Source organism: Streptacidiphilus anmyonensis, from assembly GCF_000787855.1.
In the GTDB taxonomy this organism is placed as follows: domain Bacteria; phylum Actinomycetota; class Actinomycetes; order Streptomycetales; family Streptomycetaceae; genus Streptacidiphilus; species Streptacidiphilus anmyonensis.
Genome location: NZ_BBPQ01000006.1, coordinates 133651 through 149387 on the forward strand (window position 1 = coordinate 133651; position 15737 = coordinate 149387).

A 15737-nucleotide genomic window follows, 5' to 3' on the forward strand; every position below is an offset into this window, starting at 1 on the left:
CCCGGTCCCGTCGCGGCGGTCCCGGCGGTCGCGGCCGTTCCGGCCGTCGGGGACGACGCGTGCACGCCGACCGCGACGGCCACCCCGCCGACCGCGCACGCCACCAGCACGGGCGCCACCATTCTGCGCGGCGCGAACCACCGTGCGGGTGCGCGGTGACGGGATCGCGCGTCGTCGTCGTTGTGTCGCAGCGAGCTCATGGGACGGGACCTCCAGGGTGCCTCTCGGGTCGGCGTGCGCCGCCACGATAGGTGCGTTCCAGCAGCTCAGGCAGGCGGAACCCGGCTTCTTCGGACTGCCCTAAGGAAACGCTCATCCGCCCCGCAGCCTGTCCCCCCGCCCCGATGAGCCGGCGTCAGCACATCGACGTCGACGGGATCTGCCAGGAGGTCTCGCGGATCTCGGACCCGGGTTCGGGCGAGAGGTGGGCGGTGATCGTCGAGCGGTGGGTGCTGCCGCAGAAGGTGATCACCAGGGTGCCCGGGTCGGGCTGCTGCGTCTGCGCGGTGAAACCCGGCGCGGGCACGGCCGAGATCAGGCAGACCGCGCTGCTGCCGAACATCACCGAGGCCTGCCCTCCCTGGGAATGCACGGTGTGCGCACCGACCCCTCCCTGGCAGGAGCCCGATCCCGTGCCCGTCCCCATGCTCGTGCCTGTGCCCCGCGGGCTCGGCGTCGCGGACGCGCGGTGACCGGTGGCCGACGCCCCGCGCGAGCCGACGGGCGAGGCCGACACCGCGCCCGCGGACGGCGACGGGAACGGCGAGAGCGACGAGGCCGCGAGGGGTGAGGCGGAGGCGCTCGGGTCGTCGCCCGTCGAGTCGTCCGCCTGGACGGTCGGCGGCGTGCCGCCTGCGGAGTCCATGACGATGCCGACGGCGAAGAAGCCGACGGTCACGGTGAGAGTCGTACATATCAGCCAGATCAGGCCGTAGCGAAGAAGGCGGTGCACGCGCGCATCTAACCGCATCCGCCGCGTCGCCCGACATCCACTACGGTGTGCCGCATGCCCAGCGTCCTCGTCGTGGAAGACGACCCCGCGATACGCGCCTCGCTCATCGAGGTGCTCTCGGAGCACGGCCACGCCGTGCGCAGCGTCGGCGACGGCTTCGGGGCGCTGCGCGAGATCACGCAGGCCCACGTCGACGCGGTCGTGCTCGATCTCGGCCTGCCGGACCTCGACGGCGCGGACGCGCTGCGGATGATCCGCGGTCTGTCGCGTGTGCCGGTGATCGTGGCCACCGCCCGCGACGACGAGGCGGAGATCGTCCGTCTGCTCGAAGCCGGGGCCGACGACTACCTGGTCAAGCCGCTCTCGGGGAGGCAGTTGGCGGCCCGACTGGGCGCCGTGCTGCGGCGCGCGAACGGCAGCCTCGCCCCGGAGGCCCAGGGCCAGGTGCTGCACGAGGCCCCCATGGCCACGGCGGGCGCCCTCGTCGTCGGCGGCCTGCGCATCGACCCGTCGGCGCGCACGGTCCATCTGGACGGCCGGGAGCTCCAGTTGACCCGCCGGGAGTTCGACCTGCTGGCCTTCCTCGCCGGGCACGCCAACCAGGTGGTCTCCAAGCGCCGGATCCTCGCCGAGGTGTGGCGCGAGTCGTACGTCGACGACCAGACGATCGACGTCCACCTGTCGGCCCTGCGACGCAAGTTGGGCGAGCAGGGGGCCCGGCCCCGGTACCTGTGGACGGTGCGCGGGGTGGGCATCAAGATGGTGACCCCGCCGTGAGACGCTCCCTGGCCGGAGTGGCGCTCGCGGTCACCTTGATGGTGGCGCTCTCGTTCCTGCTGCCGCTCGGCGTCCTGGTCCGCACCGAGGCCAGGGGACAGCACATCGCCGCCGCCGAGCAGCGGGCCGCCGCCCTCGCTCCGGTCCTCACGCTCACCACCGACACCGACCAGCTGACCGCGGCCATCGCCAGCCTCGACTCGACCGGCGGGCTCGGCGTCCGACTGCCCGACGGGCAGCAGCTCGGCAGCGACCACTCTCCCTCCCGGCTGCTCGCACGGGCCGCCGCGCAGCGCGCGTCCATCACGCAGGACATCCCCGGCGGCTGGGTCTATCTCCAACCCGTGGTCCTGCCGCAGGGGCGGGTGGCCGTCATCGAGGAGTACCTTCCGGCCGCGCAGCTGACCGACGGCGTCGCCGCCTCCTGGGGTGTCATGGCGCTGCTCACGGTATGCCTGGTGGCCGGTTCGATGTTCGTCGCGGACCGCCTCGGCGCGCAGGTCGTCCGCTCCTCGCGGCGGCTGTCGCTGGCGGCCCAGCGGATCGGCTCCGGAGACCTGGACAGCCGGGTCGACCCCTCGGGCCCTCCCGAACTGCGGCGCGTCGGCAGCGCGTTCAACGTGATGGCCGACCGGGTCGTCGAACTCCTCGCGGTGGAGCGCGAACTCGTCGCCGACCTGTCGCACCGCCTGCGCACCCCGTTGACCGCCCTGCACCTCGCCGCCGAACGGATGGGTCCGACGCCGGACGCGCAGCGCGTCGCAGCCGCCGTCGACCAGTTGGAGTCCGAGCTGGAGGCCATCATCGCCGCCGCCCGCACGCCGCTGGCGACGGGGCCGATGGGCCGCGCGCTCCAGCCGTCGGAGACCGGCCCGGACCGCGGCTCCGGCCGTCCGCAGGGGTCATCGGGCGGGCGCGGCCGCGACCGGGGTCGGGCCGGTGTGCTGCTCGGCCGCGAGCGCACCGTGGCACCCGTCTGCCAGGCGGGCGAGGTCGTCGAGCGTCGCGCAGGCTTCTGGGCGACGCTGGCCGAGCACCAGGGCCGTCCCTGCGAGGTACGGATCAGCGCCGAGCCGACCCCGGTCAACCTGTCGGCCGACGACCTGGGCGCGGTCGTCGACGCGCTGGTGGGCAACGTCTTCCGGCACACGCCGGCGGGCACGGCGTTCACCGTCGACGTCGCGCGCACCGCACTCGCCGTCGAACTGACCCTCGAGGACGCGGGTCCCGGGATCGCCGACCCCGAGTCCGCGCTGACGCGCGGCAGCAGCGACGGCTCCACCGGCCTGGGGCTCGACATCGCCCTACGCGCCGCCATCGCCACCCGCGGTGACCTGCGCATCACCCGCGGCGAGCTGGGCGGCGCCCGCATCACCCTGACCCTCGGCCTCGCCTCCGCGACCCCACCCCGCCCCCGCGGCCTCACCCCCCGCCGCGCCGTGCGCTGACCGCGCATGGTGCGCTGGCGGGATTGCCCGGTCCTCGGCGGCGGCGGTTGTGGCCTGGTGCCGTGCCGGTCTGTCCCGTCCTTCGACCGCTTCTCCCGTCGCGCAGCTGCGCTGGCCGCTACGGTTGCATGGCCGGGCCCCGGGCAAGGCCCGTTGTAGCCCGCGCCCGTGGCCTCGCCCCCGGCTGCGCCGCTGCGCTGGCCGTGCTCCGGTTGAATGGCCGGGCCCGGGCAGGGCCCCTTGTGGCCGGGTCTCCTGCCTGTGCCTCGCTCCCGGCTGCCGCTCCCGCCGCGCTGCGTGTGCGGTGGCGGGATTGCCCGGTCCTCGGTGGCGGCGGTTGTGGTCGCGTCCCCAGCCGCTGGCTCCCGCAGCGGCCCGCGCCGACCGTGCGGCGCGCTGCGGCCTTATCGCGGGGCCCCGGGCAAGGCCGGCTGCGGCCCGATCCGTGCGTGCGTGGGGTCTTGCCCCCGGGTCGCTTCTCCCGCCGCGCCGGGCGGCCTCGGCCGGGTCCGTCGTGCGGCGTGGTCGTCGCCGGGGCGAAGGCTGCGGAGCGTGGAGCGTGGAGCGTGGCCCACGGACTACGCCGCTCGGCCTCGGCCGGCCGGGCGGAGCCCGGCGCGTTCAGTCGTCGCGGCGGCGAGCTCTTCAGACGGCCTCGGCCCCGCGCAGGCGGCGGGAGGCGGAGGGCGACCACGCGGACAGCGCGGCGTCCAGGCGCGAGCGCGCCGTCCGGGTGCCGACGCGGACGCGGCTGATGCACAGCGAGTCCGGCAGGCCGCTGTACGGGTCCACCAGCCGGCCGTCGTTGCGGAAGGCGCTGGTGTAGCCGAGTTCCCGCAGCAGCGTGACCGCGCGCAGGTCGTGGACGTCGTCCGGGTAGGCGAAGGAGGTGATCGGGGCGCCCGTCAGCTTGGTGAGCCGCTCGTGGCCGCCGACGACCTCCTCGCGCAGCGCGTAGTCGTCACAGCGGTCCAGCCGGGCGTGGCCGAGCCCGTGGCTCCCGACGCGCATGCCCGCGTCCAGCAGGAGGTGCAGATCCGCCGTGGTGAGCTGCGGGGCCGAGGGGGCGCGGTGACGCGCCGTCACCCGCAGTTCGGCGAGGCTGCGGCGACGGTCCGGGTCCGGCATGGCCGCCAGCGCCGCCGCGACCGAGCCGCCGGCGCGCCCGGACAGGCTGCGCGCCCAGCCGCCCTCGCCGACCAGGAACTCCGCCTCGTCCCACCAGTACGGGTCGTCGGTGTCCACCAGTCCCGAGACCGCGAACACCAGCGCCGGTACCGCCCGCGCGGCAAGCACCGGAAGTGCCTGCGTCACGACGTCGCGGTGGCCGTGCTCGAAGGTGATCAGCACGCTGTGCGGAGGCAGCGGCGCGCCGCCGGACATGGCGCGCTGCACCTGACCCACCGACACCGGGGTCGCGGAACGCAGCACCCGGTCCAGCTGGGCGGCGAAAACACCGCGGTCGCGCACCTCCCGGAAGGTCAGCACGGCGAGCCGCCGGCTGGTACGCGCGCGGAGCAGCGGCACCGGTGAGGCGAGGGTCGGCTGTCGCACTGGCATTCCTTCCGGTAGTGCGTCGGACACATGGAAGACATCCGTCGGCCGACGAAGGTTGTACGCGGTGAGACGACTTTTCGTGCCGATTTCGTCGCAGGTCGGTGTGCGATAAGTGATCAACGCGTGTTCGTCGTGTCCATGACGTTTCACTGTGGACGAACGACTGGTTTACCGGGCCTTTTCCAGCCCGTGCGCGGAGCCTGGAGAATGAGCGTATGAACGACCAGGCCCCCACGGAAGCCGTACGACAGGAAACGGTACCGGTGGCACCCGATGACATGCCCGTCGTGCGCCGCGTGGATCTCGGAACCGCGCGTCTGATGCCCGACCTGGACCGGCCGCGCGCATGGCTGCTGACCATGGACGACACCCCGCAGTCCTACGTCGACCTCGACGACCCCCGACACCTGGAGTTCGAGTACGTCCAGCGCCTCGCGCACATCGCCGACCTGTGCGCGGATCCCGGTGCGCCCGTCACCGCGCTCCACCTCGGCGGCGGCGCGCTCACACTGCCGCGCTACCTCGCCGCGACGCGCCCCGGATCCCGTCAGCGCGTGGCCGAGCTCGACGCCGGCCTGATCGCCCTGGTACGCGAGGCACTGCCCTGGGACGCGAGCGCCGATCTCGCCGTCGAGGCGGCGGACGCGCGCGCCTGGATCGCCGCCGCTCCGCCCGCGAGCGCGGACCTCGTCGTCACGGACGTCTTCGGCGGCGCCGGCGGCCACACCGTCCCCGCGGCGCTGACATCGGTCGAGTTCCTGCGGCTGGCGGCGGACGCGCTCCGCCCGGACGGCGTCTACGCGGCGAACCTCGCCGACGGCGCCCCGCTGGACTTCGCGCGCGGCCAGGTCGCCACGGCGGCGTCGGTCTTCCCGGAGCTCGCCCTCGTCGCCGAAGCGTCCGTCCTGCGCGGCCGCCGCTACGGCAACCTGGTGCTGCTCGCCTCGCATCGTCCCCTCCCCGTCGACGACCTGACCCGCCGCACGGCCGGCGACCCGTTCCCGGCCCGCGTGGTCTCGGGCGAGAGGCTCGCGGCCTTCGCGTCCCGAGCCCGACCCGTCACCGACGCGAACGCCGTCCCCTCCCCGCCGCCCCCGACGGGCGCGTTCGCGGTCTGACCGCCGCCCCGCCCCGGGCCGCGCCTGTCCCGGAGCCTGCGCCCGGGCGCGGCCGCCCGGTAGTTCGGCCAGGCGGCAGTGGACCTCGCACCTCCGGAGCCGGCGCCTCGACCTGCTCGCACGGGCCGGCCGGGTGGGCATGACCCGCCGGCCCCGTTGGCCCGGCCCTTGCGCGCATGCCCTCGCGCGCACGCTGCCGAGCAGCCAGGCACGAGCCGGCCGGCCCGTGCCTGGCTCCTCGGGTTGCCGCGGTGCCGTCCGGCCTCCCTCGCGGCGGAGCCGCCTACGCGGAGAGGACGCGGGCCAGGGCGAAGCCGTCCCAGCCCTTCGCGCCGACGGTCTGGATCGCCGTGCCGTCGAGCCGCGGGTCCTCCGCGATGAGGGCGAGGGCGGCGCGGGTGCCCTGGATGTCGGGGCCGCCGTCGGCGTCGAGGACGCCGCCGTTCCGGATCACGTTGTCGACCACGATGAGCGCCCCGGGGCGCGACAGGCGGAGGGCCCAGCGGACGTAGTGGGGGTTGTTGGCCTTGTCCGCGTCGATGAAGGAGAGGTCGAAGGGCTCACGGCCCTCCAGCTCCAACTGCGGCAGCGTGTCCAGGGCCTTGCCGACGCGGATCTCGACCTGCTCCGCCAGGCCCGCCGCCGCGATGTTCGCGGCGGCGACCTCCGCGTGGCGCGGGTCGTACTCGAGGGTGACGACGCGGCCGCCCTCGGCCAGGCCGCGGGCGAGGTTGATGGTGGAGTAGCCGCCGAGCGTGCCGATCTCGAGGACGCGGCGCGCCCCCTGGATCTGGGCGAGGAGCCGCAGCAGGCGACCCGCGGGCGCGGACACCTCGATCCGGGGGAGGCCGGCGGCCTCGCTGGCCTTGAGCGCGTTCTCAAGGGCCGGGTCCTGCAGGCCGAGTGTGGCGCTGAGGTAGGCGTCGACTGCGGTCCAGGTCTCGTGGGTGCTCATAGCGGTCACGCTAGCCGCTGGAGCAGCCTTTTCGTCGGCATTTCAGGGCTCGTTAGCATGGGCTTCATGCGCCTCATCGGAGACATCGACCCGACCCGCCCGCTGCTCGTCCTGGCCGTCGCCGAGGAGGCGGCGCATCTGAACACCGACCTTCCGGTGCTGCTCACCGGCATGGGCAAGGTCAACGCCGCGACCGCCCTGGCGACGGTGCTGGCACGCGGGCCGCGGCCGACCGGGGTGGTCAACCTGGGGACGGCGGGGGCGCTGAAGCCGGGCTTCGGCGGCGTCACGCACGAAGTGAGCTCGGTGATCCAGCACGATCTCGACACCGCGATGCTCGCCTCCCTGACCGGGGTGACCTACGGTGCGCCGATCGGGCTGACGGGCCGCGGGCCGGTGCTCGCCACCGGGGACCTGTTCGTCTCGGAGGAGGCGGCGCGGGCCCGGCTGGCCGAGCTGGCGGACCTGGTCGACATGGAGGGCTACGCCGTCGCGCAGGCGGTGCGTCAGGTGGGGCTCCCGGTGCGGCTGGTGAAGCATGTGAGCGACGACGCCGGGGAGGGCGCGGCGCAGAGCTGGCGGGAGTCGGTCGACGGCTGCGCCAAGGAGCTCGGGCGCTGGGTGGCCGAGAACCTCTGACGGCGCGAGGTGCGGCGCGGCGCGGCGCCGGTCGCGATGGCGGCTGGAGACGGGGGCGGAGGCGGGGCGGAGGCGGCCGGGGTGGCGGCCGGCGCTCAGACGGCCGCGATGCGGAAGACCGGGAATCCGGGAGCGATCCGCTGCAGCTCCTCCTCCGGGGAGTCGGCCTTGACGTCGCCGAAGAAGTAGCCCACCTCCCAGGCCCACTTCTTCATGTAGGCGCGCAGCACAGCGGGCTTGTCGGCGTCGGCCAGCTCGGTCGCGCGGAAGGGCTCGACCTTCTTGCCCAGGCGCAGCTCGCCGCCGCCCACGGCGCGCATGTTGCGGACCCACTGCGTGTGGCCGCGGGGCGCGACGAGGTAGCGCTCGCCGTCGATGACCAGCAGGTTGACGGGGGTGGTGCGCCACTCTCCGCTCTTGCGGCCGCGGACGGCCAGGATGCGGGAGCCGAGGATGCTGATGCCGCGGTAGGTGAGCCAGGTCATCATCTTGTTGGTGATCCGGTCGAGGGTGACCATGAACCCGCCCTCGGGCTTGACCAGGCGCAGGGCCTCGGGCTGGGAAGCATCGGCGTTCATCGTGGCTCCTTGGGTGACCGGTCCCTGGCGGGACCGGAGGTCGAGATCGGGGATCCGTTTCGAGAGCGGTGCTCTCGTTTCCGTGTTTCGACTATCCCGCGTGCGCTGCGCGCTGTCAAGAGCAGTGCTCTCGTTTTTGATCGGCGCATCCGTATGGGTGCACTGCTCTCGCTTGTGGCAGACTGTCCGACATGGCACCAGTGATCCGAACCGCCCGCGAGCGCGCTCGCGAGGAGCTCACCCTCGAGATCAAGCGAGAAGCCCGTCGCCAGCTGGCCGACGAGGGCGCGCAGCGGCTCTCCCTCAGAGCCGTCGCCCGGGCGCTGGGCATGGCCTCGTCCGCGCTGTACCGCTACTTCCCGAGCCGTGACGACCTGCTCACGGCCCTGATCATCGATGCCTACAACGCCCTGGGGGACCGGGTCGAGGAGGCCGTCGCGAAGAGCCCGGCCGACGACCCGCGCGCCCAGTGGCGCGCCCTGTGCCACGGCGTCCGCGACTGGGCCAGGGAGAATCCGCACGAGTACGCCCTCCTCTTCGGTACGCCGGTGCCCGGCTACGCCGCGCCCCAGGACACCATCGCCCCGGCGGCCCGCGTCCCGCTCGCGCTGGTCGCGGTGATCCGCGGCGCGGCCGGGCGGCTGGACCTCCGGGCCCCGGTGCGCCCGCTGCGCGGGGCGCTCGCCGAGCAGACCAGCGCGCTGGTGGCGGCCATGGCCCCCGAGGTCAGCGCGGGCGTGTTCACCCGTGGCGTGGTGGCCTGGTCGCAGTTGGTCGGCATGGTGAGCTTCGAGCTCTTCGGCCATCTCGTCGGCTCGTTCGATCCGGCGGACGCGTTCTTCGCCCACACCGTCGAGGAGATGGCCGACTTCGTCGGCCTGCCGTAGACCCGGGCGGCGGTGTCGAACGACGGCCTCACGGTCGTGCCACCCCGAGGCCCAGGAGCAGGCCGCCGCAGACGACGACGGCGGGCACGCTGAGGACCGGGGTCGCCGCCGCCTGTACGCCGAGTGCCGTGATCGCGCCCGCCGCGCTGAGCGCGACTGAGGTCGGCCGGGGCGAGCGGCTGAGGGACCACAGGCACCAGCCGAAAGCACCGCCGAGCAGGGCCAGGCCGGGCCAGCCCTGCTCCGCCGCCTGCTGGAGCGCCGCCGAGGACGCGCTGCCGTCGGCGAAGTCGCCCGGCCCGACGCCGCGCCACGGGTGTTCGGCCACCCCCTGCCAGGCGTCCTGCCAGACGGCGAGCGGCTGCGCGGACACCTCGGCGAAGGGTCCGCCGCCCGCCGCAGGGTCGGCGTCGCCGCCGTGCGCGCCGACCGCCAGCACGGCGCCGACCGCCAGCACCGCGCAGGCGCCGAGCAGCAGCAGAGCGCGACGGCGGTTCCGCGTCCGGTACACGGATCCGGCCACCACGAGTGTGCCGCCGCAGGCGAGCGCCCCCAGGGTCGCGTCGGTGAGCAGTGACTCCGCCGTGAGCGCCAGTGCGAGCGCCACACAGGCTCGCGCCGTCCAGCGCCGACCGCGCTCCCGGGCCGCGTATCCGGCGCAGCAGGCCGCGCCGACCGCGAGCGAGAGCAGGGCGGCGACGGCGTCGTCGCCGAGAAGCCGCCCCCCGACGGTCGGCGCGAACACGGCCGCGGCGGCGGCCGGAACGGCGAGGCCGCCGATCGGCGCCAGCGCCCCGGCGATCCGGCCCGTGGCGTACCCGGCGGAGACCGCCAGCAGCCCGAGCAGCACGCCCTCCGGGTGGGCCTCGCGACCGGAGGCGCAGTAGTCCGTCCAGGCGGCGCACGCCGCGAGCAGCACGAAACCCACCACGTCGCACACGGTGTCGCTCCGCGCGGGCGGGTCGGCCCCGAGCGGCACAGCGGTGTCCGGCATCGGCGTTCCCCCTGATCGCCCCGGTCCTGCACCGGCCGATCAACGGTAGACCCGGAGTTGGCCGGATGTCATCGCCCTGGCGGCGGTTGATCGGCCGGACGCGACGCGATCACGGTGTGCCCGGTCGCGGCGCTTCGCGACACGTAGGGTGGGCGCCATGCCTGTACCGGAGTTCGTGCGTGACCTGCGCGCCCATGTCGGCCGTGATCCACTCTGGTTGAGCGGGATCACCGGCGTGATCCTCGACGACCGTGACCGGGTGTTGCTCACCCGCCGTTCCGACACCGGCTGTTGGGCGCTGCTCGGCGGCATCCTGGAGCCGGGGGAGGAGCCCGGCGACGCCGTGGTGCGGGAGGCGTTCGAGGAGACCGGCGTGCGCGTCGTCCCGGAGCGGCTGGCCGCCGTCATGGTCGACCCACCGGTGGTGTACCCGAACGGGGATCAGGTGACCTACTTGGCACTCGTGTTCCGCTGCCGCTACCTCGACGGCGAGGTCAGGGTCAACGACGACGAGTCGCTGGAGGTGCGCTGGTTCGCGGTCGACGAGCTCCCCGAGGATGTGACGTCACATCAGCGGGAGCAGCTCCGGCTGGCCATGCGGGACGAGGAGCGCACCTGGTTCGCACTCTCGGCGGTCACGCCCGGCCTGTCCTGACCTCGCTGCGGCCCCGGTGGCCCCAACGGCTCTGCTGCCCCGACGACTCCACGACCAGGTAGGCCCCGACGGCGCTCTGGCGGCGCGGACCCACGGCCCTCGGCCCCGACGCCGCAGCGGCCCGTGAGCCCCGATCCCGGCGTCGACGGTGGCCCACGGGCCCACTTGCCCCACGGGCCTACTTGCCCCGCGCCGCCCCGCGCCGGTAGTCGCTGCCGAGGAGGGCCGCCTCAGTTGCCGAGCGGGTGCGGTGGGTGGTGGGGCGGGGTCTTGCGGACCCGGTAGGCGTCCTCCGCGGCCTCGGCCACGGCGGCCAGGTCGCCGCCGGCGGTCGCCGTCGCGACGGCCGGTACGGCGCCCTCGATCAGCGGTGCGTCGCAGAAGCGGATGGGGAACGGCAGTGCCAGCTCCTCGGCCCGGTCCAGCAGCGTGAGCACGGTCTCGGCGGTCTCGGGCAGGTCGCACAGCACCGCGACGCCCACGCCCTGGTCGACCTGGCGTGCGGCCGCCACCACCGCCTCGGGCCCCGCTCCGACGGCGGCGACCGGAGCGGGATCAGCGCCGGGCAGCAGGCGGACGCACTCGTCGAGGGTGGCCTGAGCCAGCGCCCGGCTGCGGCAGACCAGCACGATCCCGACCCGGTCCCGTTCGGGCAGCGTCAGCACCCGCAGCGGCGCCCGTGCCGGCGTTCCGCCGTCCTCGCCCGCCTGCGGGCGCAGCGGCACGACATCGGCCTTTCCGTCCTCCACACTCACCGGTAACCTCCGTGCACAGCCTAGGCATTTCCGCCCGGTGCGCGCTGCGGCAACACGCGGAGAGGGTGCGGTGCCGGTCCCCCTGCTCCTCGCGGTGCGTCGCCCTTCCCACGGCCCGCGGAGGAGGATGAAGGGCGAGCGAACCGGTCCGGGGAGGAGTCGGCATGAGGCTGCGTGACGTGGAGGCGGGCGACGTCGAGGCATACGTGCGAATGCGCTGCGATCCCGTGATGATGGCCGAACTCGGCGGCCCGCTGCCGGCCGGGACGATCCCGGGCAAGGTCGCCGACGACGTCGAGACCGTGGCGTCGGGCGCGGGCTGGATCAAGATGGTCGTCACGGACGAGGGCGAGGTCGCCGGCTCGGTGGTGCTCTGGTCCCACGAGGAGGACGGCCGGGTCGTCTCGGAGATGGGCTGGATGGTGCTGCCCGAGTACCAGGGGCGCGGGGTGGCCACGTGGGCGGCCGGCACGCTGCTGGCCCTCGCGCGCGAGGACGGCCGCTGGGGCCCGGTGCACGCGTTCCCGGGAGTCGGGAACGCCGCGTCCAACGGCGTCTGCCGTTCGCTCGGGTTCCGACTGGTCGAGGAGCGCGAGGTGCTCTTCGCCGGCCGGACCCTGCGCACCAACCACTGGGTGGCCGAGTAGGTCAGGCCGCCGCGCCGGCCGGGTCTTCTTCTCGGTCAGGCCTTCGCCCGAAGGGCGGCCAGCAGCTCCGGTCCGGACCAGGCACGGCCGCCGCCGTCCTGGGAGGCGCGCTCGGCCTCGTGCACGAGCGCGGCGAGCCGGGCGTTCGCCGGGGCGGAGAGGCCGTGCCGCGCGGCCAGGGCGACGACCTCGCCCTGGAGCGAGTCGACCTCGGTGGGCCGCCCGCGCTGCAGGTCCTCCCACATCGACGAGCGGGCGGTGGCGTCGATCGCGAGCATCGCCTTGGCCAGGCGGGTGAAGACCGCGTCCGGCAAGCGCAGCAGACGCGGCATCAGTGCGGGGCGCACCGCTCCCAGTTGGGCGGGTGTGACCCCCGCGGCGCGGAAAGCGGCGAGCGCCTCGCGCTGGCACAGGGCCAGGCAGGTGCGGTAGGAGCGGTCGCCGAGCTGGGCGCGCAGGGGGACGCCGGAGAGCGCGTTGACGGCGTTGTTGAGGTTCATCAGCAGCTTGGCGTACTGGACCGCGCGCATGTCGGCCCGCGCCTCGACGCGCAGCCCGGCCGCGGCGAGCGCGGCGACGAGCGGTGCGCCGGGCGCGCCGTCGTCCAGCATCAGGGCGCCGCCGGTGCCCTGGTGGAACGTCCCCGGTTCGGTCTGGAGGACGTTGTAGGGGACCATTCCGGTCAGCACGGTTCGCTGGGGCAGCTCCTCGCGCAGCACCTCGGCGTTGTGCAGGCCGTTCTGGAAGCTGACCACGACGGCGTCGGGCGCCAGGTGCGGCGCGAGCTCGCGTGCGGCGGCGCGGGTGCCGTCCGACTTGACCGTGACCAGCACGACGTCCGCGCCGGCGGCGGCCGCCGCCTCGGTGGCGACGGCGATCCGGTCCGGGGAGACGTGCAGGGGCTCGCGGCGGCCGCTGGTGAGGGTGAGGCCCTTCTCGGCGACGACGGCCATCGCCGCGGGGCGGCCGATGAGGGTCACCTCGACGTCCGCCTGCCGGGCGAGGTGTCCGCCCAGGTGGCAGCCGATGCTGCCGGCGCCCATGACCGCGATGCGCATGCCGGTGGTCCTCCCTGGGCGATGCCCGCCTGATGTCTGTTCGATGCCGCGTGGCTGCACCCTACTCGCGGGTCACCGGCCGTGTCGCACCCGGAGCGGCGCGCGACTCTTCCAGATTTATGGAACGCGTTCTAGTCTGCGCAGCGACGGTACGGAACGGCAGCAGCAGCGACAGCAGCGATCGCACCTGGAGGCGTCGTGCACCTGGACTACACCCCGGAGCAGCAGCGGCTCCGTGCCGAACTGCGCGCCTACTTCATCGAGCTGATGCCGCCCGAGGCGCACGGACGTCTCAACGACCCGCGCGAGCAGAAGAAGTTCTACCGCGACGTCAACCGCCGTCTCGGCGCCGACGGCTGGCTCGGCGTCGGCTGGCCGGTGGAGTACGGGGGCCGCGGGATGAGCGCGTTCGAGCAGTTCATCTTCTTCGACGAGGCGGCTCAGGCGGGCGTGCCGCTGCCGATCATGGCACTGAACACCGTCGGGCCATCCATCATGAAGTACGGCACGGCCGAGCAGAAGGCGTTCTTCCTCCCCAGGATCCTCGCCGGGGAGATCGACATCGCCATCGGCTACTCCGAGCCCGACGCCGGGACCGACCTCGCCGCGCTCAAGACCCGCGCGGTCCGCGAGGGCGACCACTACGTCGTCAACGGCCAGAAGATCTGGACCACCAACGGCGACACCGCCGACTGGGTGTGGCTGGCGACCCGCACGGACCCGGACGCCCCGCCGCACAAGGGCATCACCATGCTGATGGTCGACACCACCGACCCCGGCTACTCCACCACCGTCATCCGCACCCTCGCCGGGCACGACACCACCGCCAGCTACTACCAGGACATCCGCGTCCCGGTCTCCATGCGGGTGGGGGAGGAGAACGCGGGCTGGCGGCTGATCACCAACCAGCTCAACCACGAACGGGTCACCCTCGCCGCGCACGCCACCATGGCGAACCGCGCCCTCGCCGAGGTCCAGGCCTGGGCCCGCGAGACCGAACTCGCCCACGGCAAGCGCGTCATCGACCTCCCCTGGGTGCGCCAGCGCCTGTCCCGCGCCCACAGCCGCCTCGACGCGGTCAAGCTGCTCAACTGGCAGATGGTCGACGCCGTCGAGCGCAACGTCCTCACCCCGCAGGACGCCTCGGCGGTCAAGGTCTACGGCAGCGAGGCCCGCCGCGACGCCTACGCCTGGCTGATGGAGGTCGTCGGCGCAGCCGGCCCCCTCAAGGAGGGCTCCGCCGGCTCGGTCCTGCGCGGCAACCTCGAACGCGGCTACCGCAGCGCGGTCATCTTCACCTTCGGCGGCGGCAACAACGAGATCCAGCGCGAGATCATCAGCTGGATCGGCCTCGGCATGCCACGCGTCCGCCGCTGAGGCTCGCGCGACGCGTGAAGATTATGTGTCCAATCAGTGATCGTCGCAGTAGCCTGTGCGCGCTACCGCAAGATCGCTGAAGGGCCTGACGCGTTGATCCCGATCCCCACCAAGCCAGACCTGCGCACTCGCTGGAACGGACTCAGTCGTCCGAAGAAGATAGCGACCGGGGCCGCAGCGGCCGTCTTCGTCCCGTCGTTCCTCGTCGGCGCAGGGCAGGGCCTCGGCCAGGCTCTCACCGGCTACAAGGCCAGCCCTGCGGTCACGGTCACCGCGACCGCGACGGAGCGTACGACGATCACGGTCACTGCCGCCCCGAAACCCACGGCGACGCATGCTGTCCCCAGCACGACCGCAGCGAAGCCCGCTCCAGCCCGTTCAACCGAGAGTGCCGCGGCTGACAACAGCGGCGCATTGAGCGGCGACGGCGGCGCCACGAGTCCCGGCTACCCCGTGCTCCTCTCGCCGAGCGGCCGCTACTACCACGCCGGCGAGTTCTGCCCCCACGCCGACGACGGCACGACCACCGTCGATTCGGGCGGAACCCCGATCACATGCTCGGATGTCAACGGCTACTTCCGCTGGCACTACTGAGCTTTGTCGCGTTGCGATCAGCTCACGTACAGGCAGGCTTCGCCGTCGAAGAGCCATCCCGAATTGCCCTCATCGACCTGGACGGTGGTGCAGATATTGCCCTCGCGGTATTCCTGGCCACCGCCGTTCCAGGTGCAGGTGTGAACGCCCAAGTTGTTCGCGGGAACTTCTTCCCTGCAGAGGACAGCCCCGTTGACGCCCGTCATCGTGATCTCGTAGGGGTATCCGATCTGGTGGTTGGGCAGTACAACGCCCGCCGCCCAGTTGATCACGGTCGCGTGCCCGTTGACCTGCTGACAGATGCTGAAGTCGGGGTTGCCGGTCTGGGGGTTGCAGACCTCGCCACTGGCGAAGGCCGGACCAGCCCCGGCAAGGACGGTGGCCCCCGTGCCGATTGCGACAGCACCGAGAGCCGTGACGAGCCTGCTGCGTACCCGCATCTTTGTTTCCCCCTATGGCGACTGATGGGCGGTGGAGCCGGGCCAGAGGCTAAATGGCCGCCGACTGGCCAACAAGGCATCAGATGCCGTTCCTTACCAACCCCTCAATCCTCCGGGATCGTTTCCAGGCGAGACGGCTGTCGGTATGTTCGGAGTGAGATACCGGAAGGGATCACTGTCACGACCGATCCTTCTGTGCGCCGGGAAGACGCCGGCGAAGTACAGGCCGCCGTTCGGACCACGGCTGTGGTCCGAACGGCGGGCCTCGCCGCACCGCGTCGGGGGCGGTCAGGCGCGCCGGGGTCC

17 protein-coding genes are annotated in these 15737 nt (G+C 73.4%); 9 read left to right on the forward strand and 8 right to left on the reverse strand.

The genetic code is table 11. The features are described 5' to 3' along the window. Positions 1 to 355 precede the first annotated feature (355 nt). Positions 356 to 952: a hypothetical protein gene (locus tag TR50_RS48585; protein WP_236654347.1), complete on the reverse strand. Its 597-nt coding sequence runs from the start codon at positions 950 to 952 to the stop codon at positions 356 to 358. Between the two features lie 54 nt (positions 953 to 1006). Between TR50_RS48585 and TR50_RS09360 the strand changes: the two genes are divergently transcribed. Further along, complete coding sequence (locus TR50_RS09360; RefSeq protein WP_042417464.1) at positions 1007 to 1729, forward strand: response regulator transcription factor; 723 nt, start codon at positions 1007 to 1009, stop codon at positions 1727 to 1729. Next, positions 1726 to 3177: a HAMP domain-containing protein gene (locus TR50_RS09365; RefSeq protein ID WP_042417465.1), complete on the forward strand. Its 1452-nt coding sequence runs from the start codon at positions 1726 to 1728 to the stop codon at positions 3175 to 3177. The genes TR50_RS09360 and TR50_RS09365 overlap by 4 nt, the downstream gene beginning before the upstream one ends. 645 nt (positions 3178 to 3822) lie before the next feature. Here TR50_RS09365 and TR50_RS09370 read toward each other — a convergent pair. Further along, the gene (locus tag TR50_RS09370; protein WP_052440869.1) at positions 3823 to 4731 is read right to left on the reverse strand and encodes a polysaccharide deacetylase family protein; all 909 of its coding nucleotides are present in this window, start codon (positions 4729 to 4731) and stop codon (positions 3823 to 3825) included. Positions 4732 to 4949: 218 nt separating this feature from the next. Here TR50_RS09370 and TR50_RS09375 point away from each other — a divergent pair, with 218 nt between their 5' ends. Further along, a complete protein-coding gene (locus TR50_RS09375) occupies positions 4950 to 5852 on the forward strand; it encodes a spermidine synthase (RefSeq protein ID WP_169790424.1) in 903 nt (300 codons plus the stop codon). 283 nt (positions 5853 to 6135) lie between these two features. Here TR50_RS09375 and TR50_RS09380 read toward each other — a convergent pair whose 3' ends face one another. Then, positions 6136 to 6807, reverse strand: coding sequence for an O-methyltransferase (locus tag TR50_RS09380; protein WP_042417477.1), 672 nt, complete (start codon positions 6805 to 6807; stop codon positions 6136 to 6138). A 66-nt stretch (positions 6808 to 6873) separates the two neighbouring features. Between TR50_RS09380 and TR50_RS09385 the strand changes: the two genes are divergently transcribed. After that, positions 6874 to 7446: a nucleosidase gene (locus TR50_RS09385; RefSeq protein WP_174514821.1), complete on the forward strand. Its 573-nt coding sequence runs from the start codon at positions 6874 to 6876 to the stop codon at positions 7444 to 7446. A 95-nt stretch (positions 7447 to 7541) separates the two neighbouring features. Here TR50_RS09385 and TR50_RS09390 read toward each other — a convergent pair whose 3' ends face one another. Continuing rightward, entirely contained in the window at positions 7542 to 8024 is a 483-nt protein-coding gene (locus TR50_RS09390; protein WP_084699992.1) for a nitroreductase family deazaflavin-dependent oxidoreductase, read from the reverse strand. A 191-nt stretch (positions 8025 to 8215) separates the two neighbouring features. Here TR50_RS09390 and TR50_RS09395 point away from each other — a divergent pair, with 191 nt between their 5' ends. Further along, the gene (locus TR50_RS09395; protein ID WP_042417481.1) at positions 8216 to 8911 is read left to right on the forward strand and encodes a TetR/AcrR family transcriptional regulator; all 696 of its coding nucleotides are present in this window, start codon (positions 8216 to 8218) and stop codon (positions 8909 to 8911) included. Between the two features lie 28 nt (positions 8912 to 8939). Here TR50_RS09395 and TR50_RS09400 read toward each other — a convergent pair whose 3' ends face one another. Continuing rightward, positions 8940 to 9905, reverse strand: a complete 966-nt coding sequence (locus tag TR50_RS09400) for an O-antigen ligase family protein (RefSeq protein ID WP_042417482.1) — start codon at positions 9903 to 9905, stop codon at positions 8940 to 8942. A gap of 157 nt (positions 9906 to 10062) precedes the next feature. On the opposite strand from TR50_RS09400, the gene TR50_RS09405 reads away from it, so the two are divergent. Beyond that, positions 10063 to 10560 carry an NUDIX hydrolase gene (locus TR50_RS09405; protein ID WP_042417483.1) on the forward strand — a complete coding sequence of 166 codons (498 nt, stop codon included), beginning with the start codon at positions 10063 to 10065 and terminating at the stop codon, positions 10558 to 10560. A 230-nt stretch (positions 10561 to 10790) separates the two neighbouring features. Here TR50_RS09405 and TR50_RS09410 read toward each other — a convergent pair whose 3' ends face one another. Next, positions 10791 to 11315 (reverse strand): PTS sugar transporter subunit IIA domain-containing protein, encoded by a 525-nt coding sequence (locus TR50_RS09410; RefSeq protein WP_369405710.1) that lies wholly within the window; start codon positions 11313 to 11315, stop codon positions 10791 to 10793. A 164-nt stretch (positions 11316 to 11479) separates the two neighbouring features. On the opposite strand from TR50_RS09410, the gene TR50_RS09415 reads away from it, so the two are divergent. Then, positions 11480 to 11962, forward strand: coding sequence for a GNAT family N-acetyltransferase (locus TR50_RS09415; protein WP_042417484.1), 483 nt, complete (start codon positions 11480 to 11482; stop codon positions 11960 to 11962). Between the two features lie 35 nt (positions 11963 to 11997). Here TR50_RS09415 and TR50_RS09420 read toward each other — a convergent pair whose 3' ends face one another. Next, a complete protein-coding gene (locus TR50_RS09420) occupies positions 11998 to 13020 on the reverse strand; it encodes a 2-dehydropantoate 2-reductase (protein ID WP_042417486.1) in 1023 nt (340 codons plus the stop codon). A gap of 198 nt (positions 13021 to 13218) precedes the next feature. Here TR50_RS09420 and TR50_RS09425 point away from each other — a divergent pair, with 198 nt between their 5' ends. Then, complete coding sequence (locus TR50_RS09425) at positions 13219 to 14397, forward strand: acyl-CoA dehydrogenase family protein (RefSeq protein WP_042417488.1); 1179 nt, start codon at positions 13219 to 13221, stop codon at positions 14395 to 14397. Between the two features lie 36 nt (positions 14398 to 14433). Next, positions 14434 to 14991 (forward strand): hypothetical protein, encoded by a 558-nt coding sequence (locus TR50_RS45395; RefSeq protein ID WP_152648323.1) that lies wholly within the window; start codon positions 14434 to 14436, stop codon positions 14989 to 14991. Between the two features lie 17 nt (positions 14992 to 15008). Here TR50_RS45395 and TR50_RS09435 read toward each other — a convergent pair whose 3' ends face one another. Further along, positions 15009 to 15431 (reverse strand): hypothetical protein, encoded by a 423-nt coding sequence (locus tag TR50_RS09435; RefSeq protein WP_042417490.1) that lies wholly within the window; start codon positions 15429 to 15431, stop codon positions 15009 to 15011. Positions 15432 to 15737 lie beyond the last annotated feature (306 nt).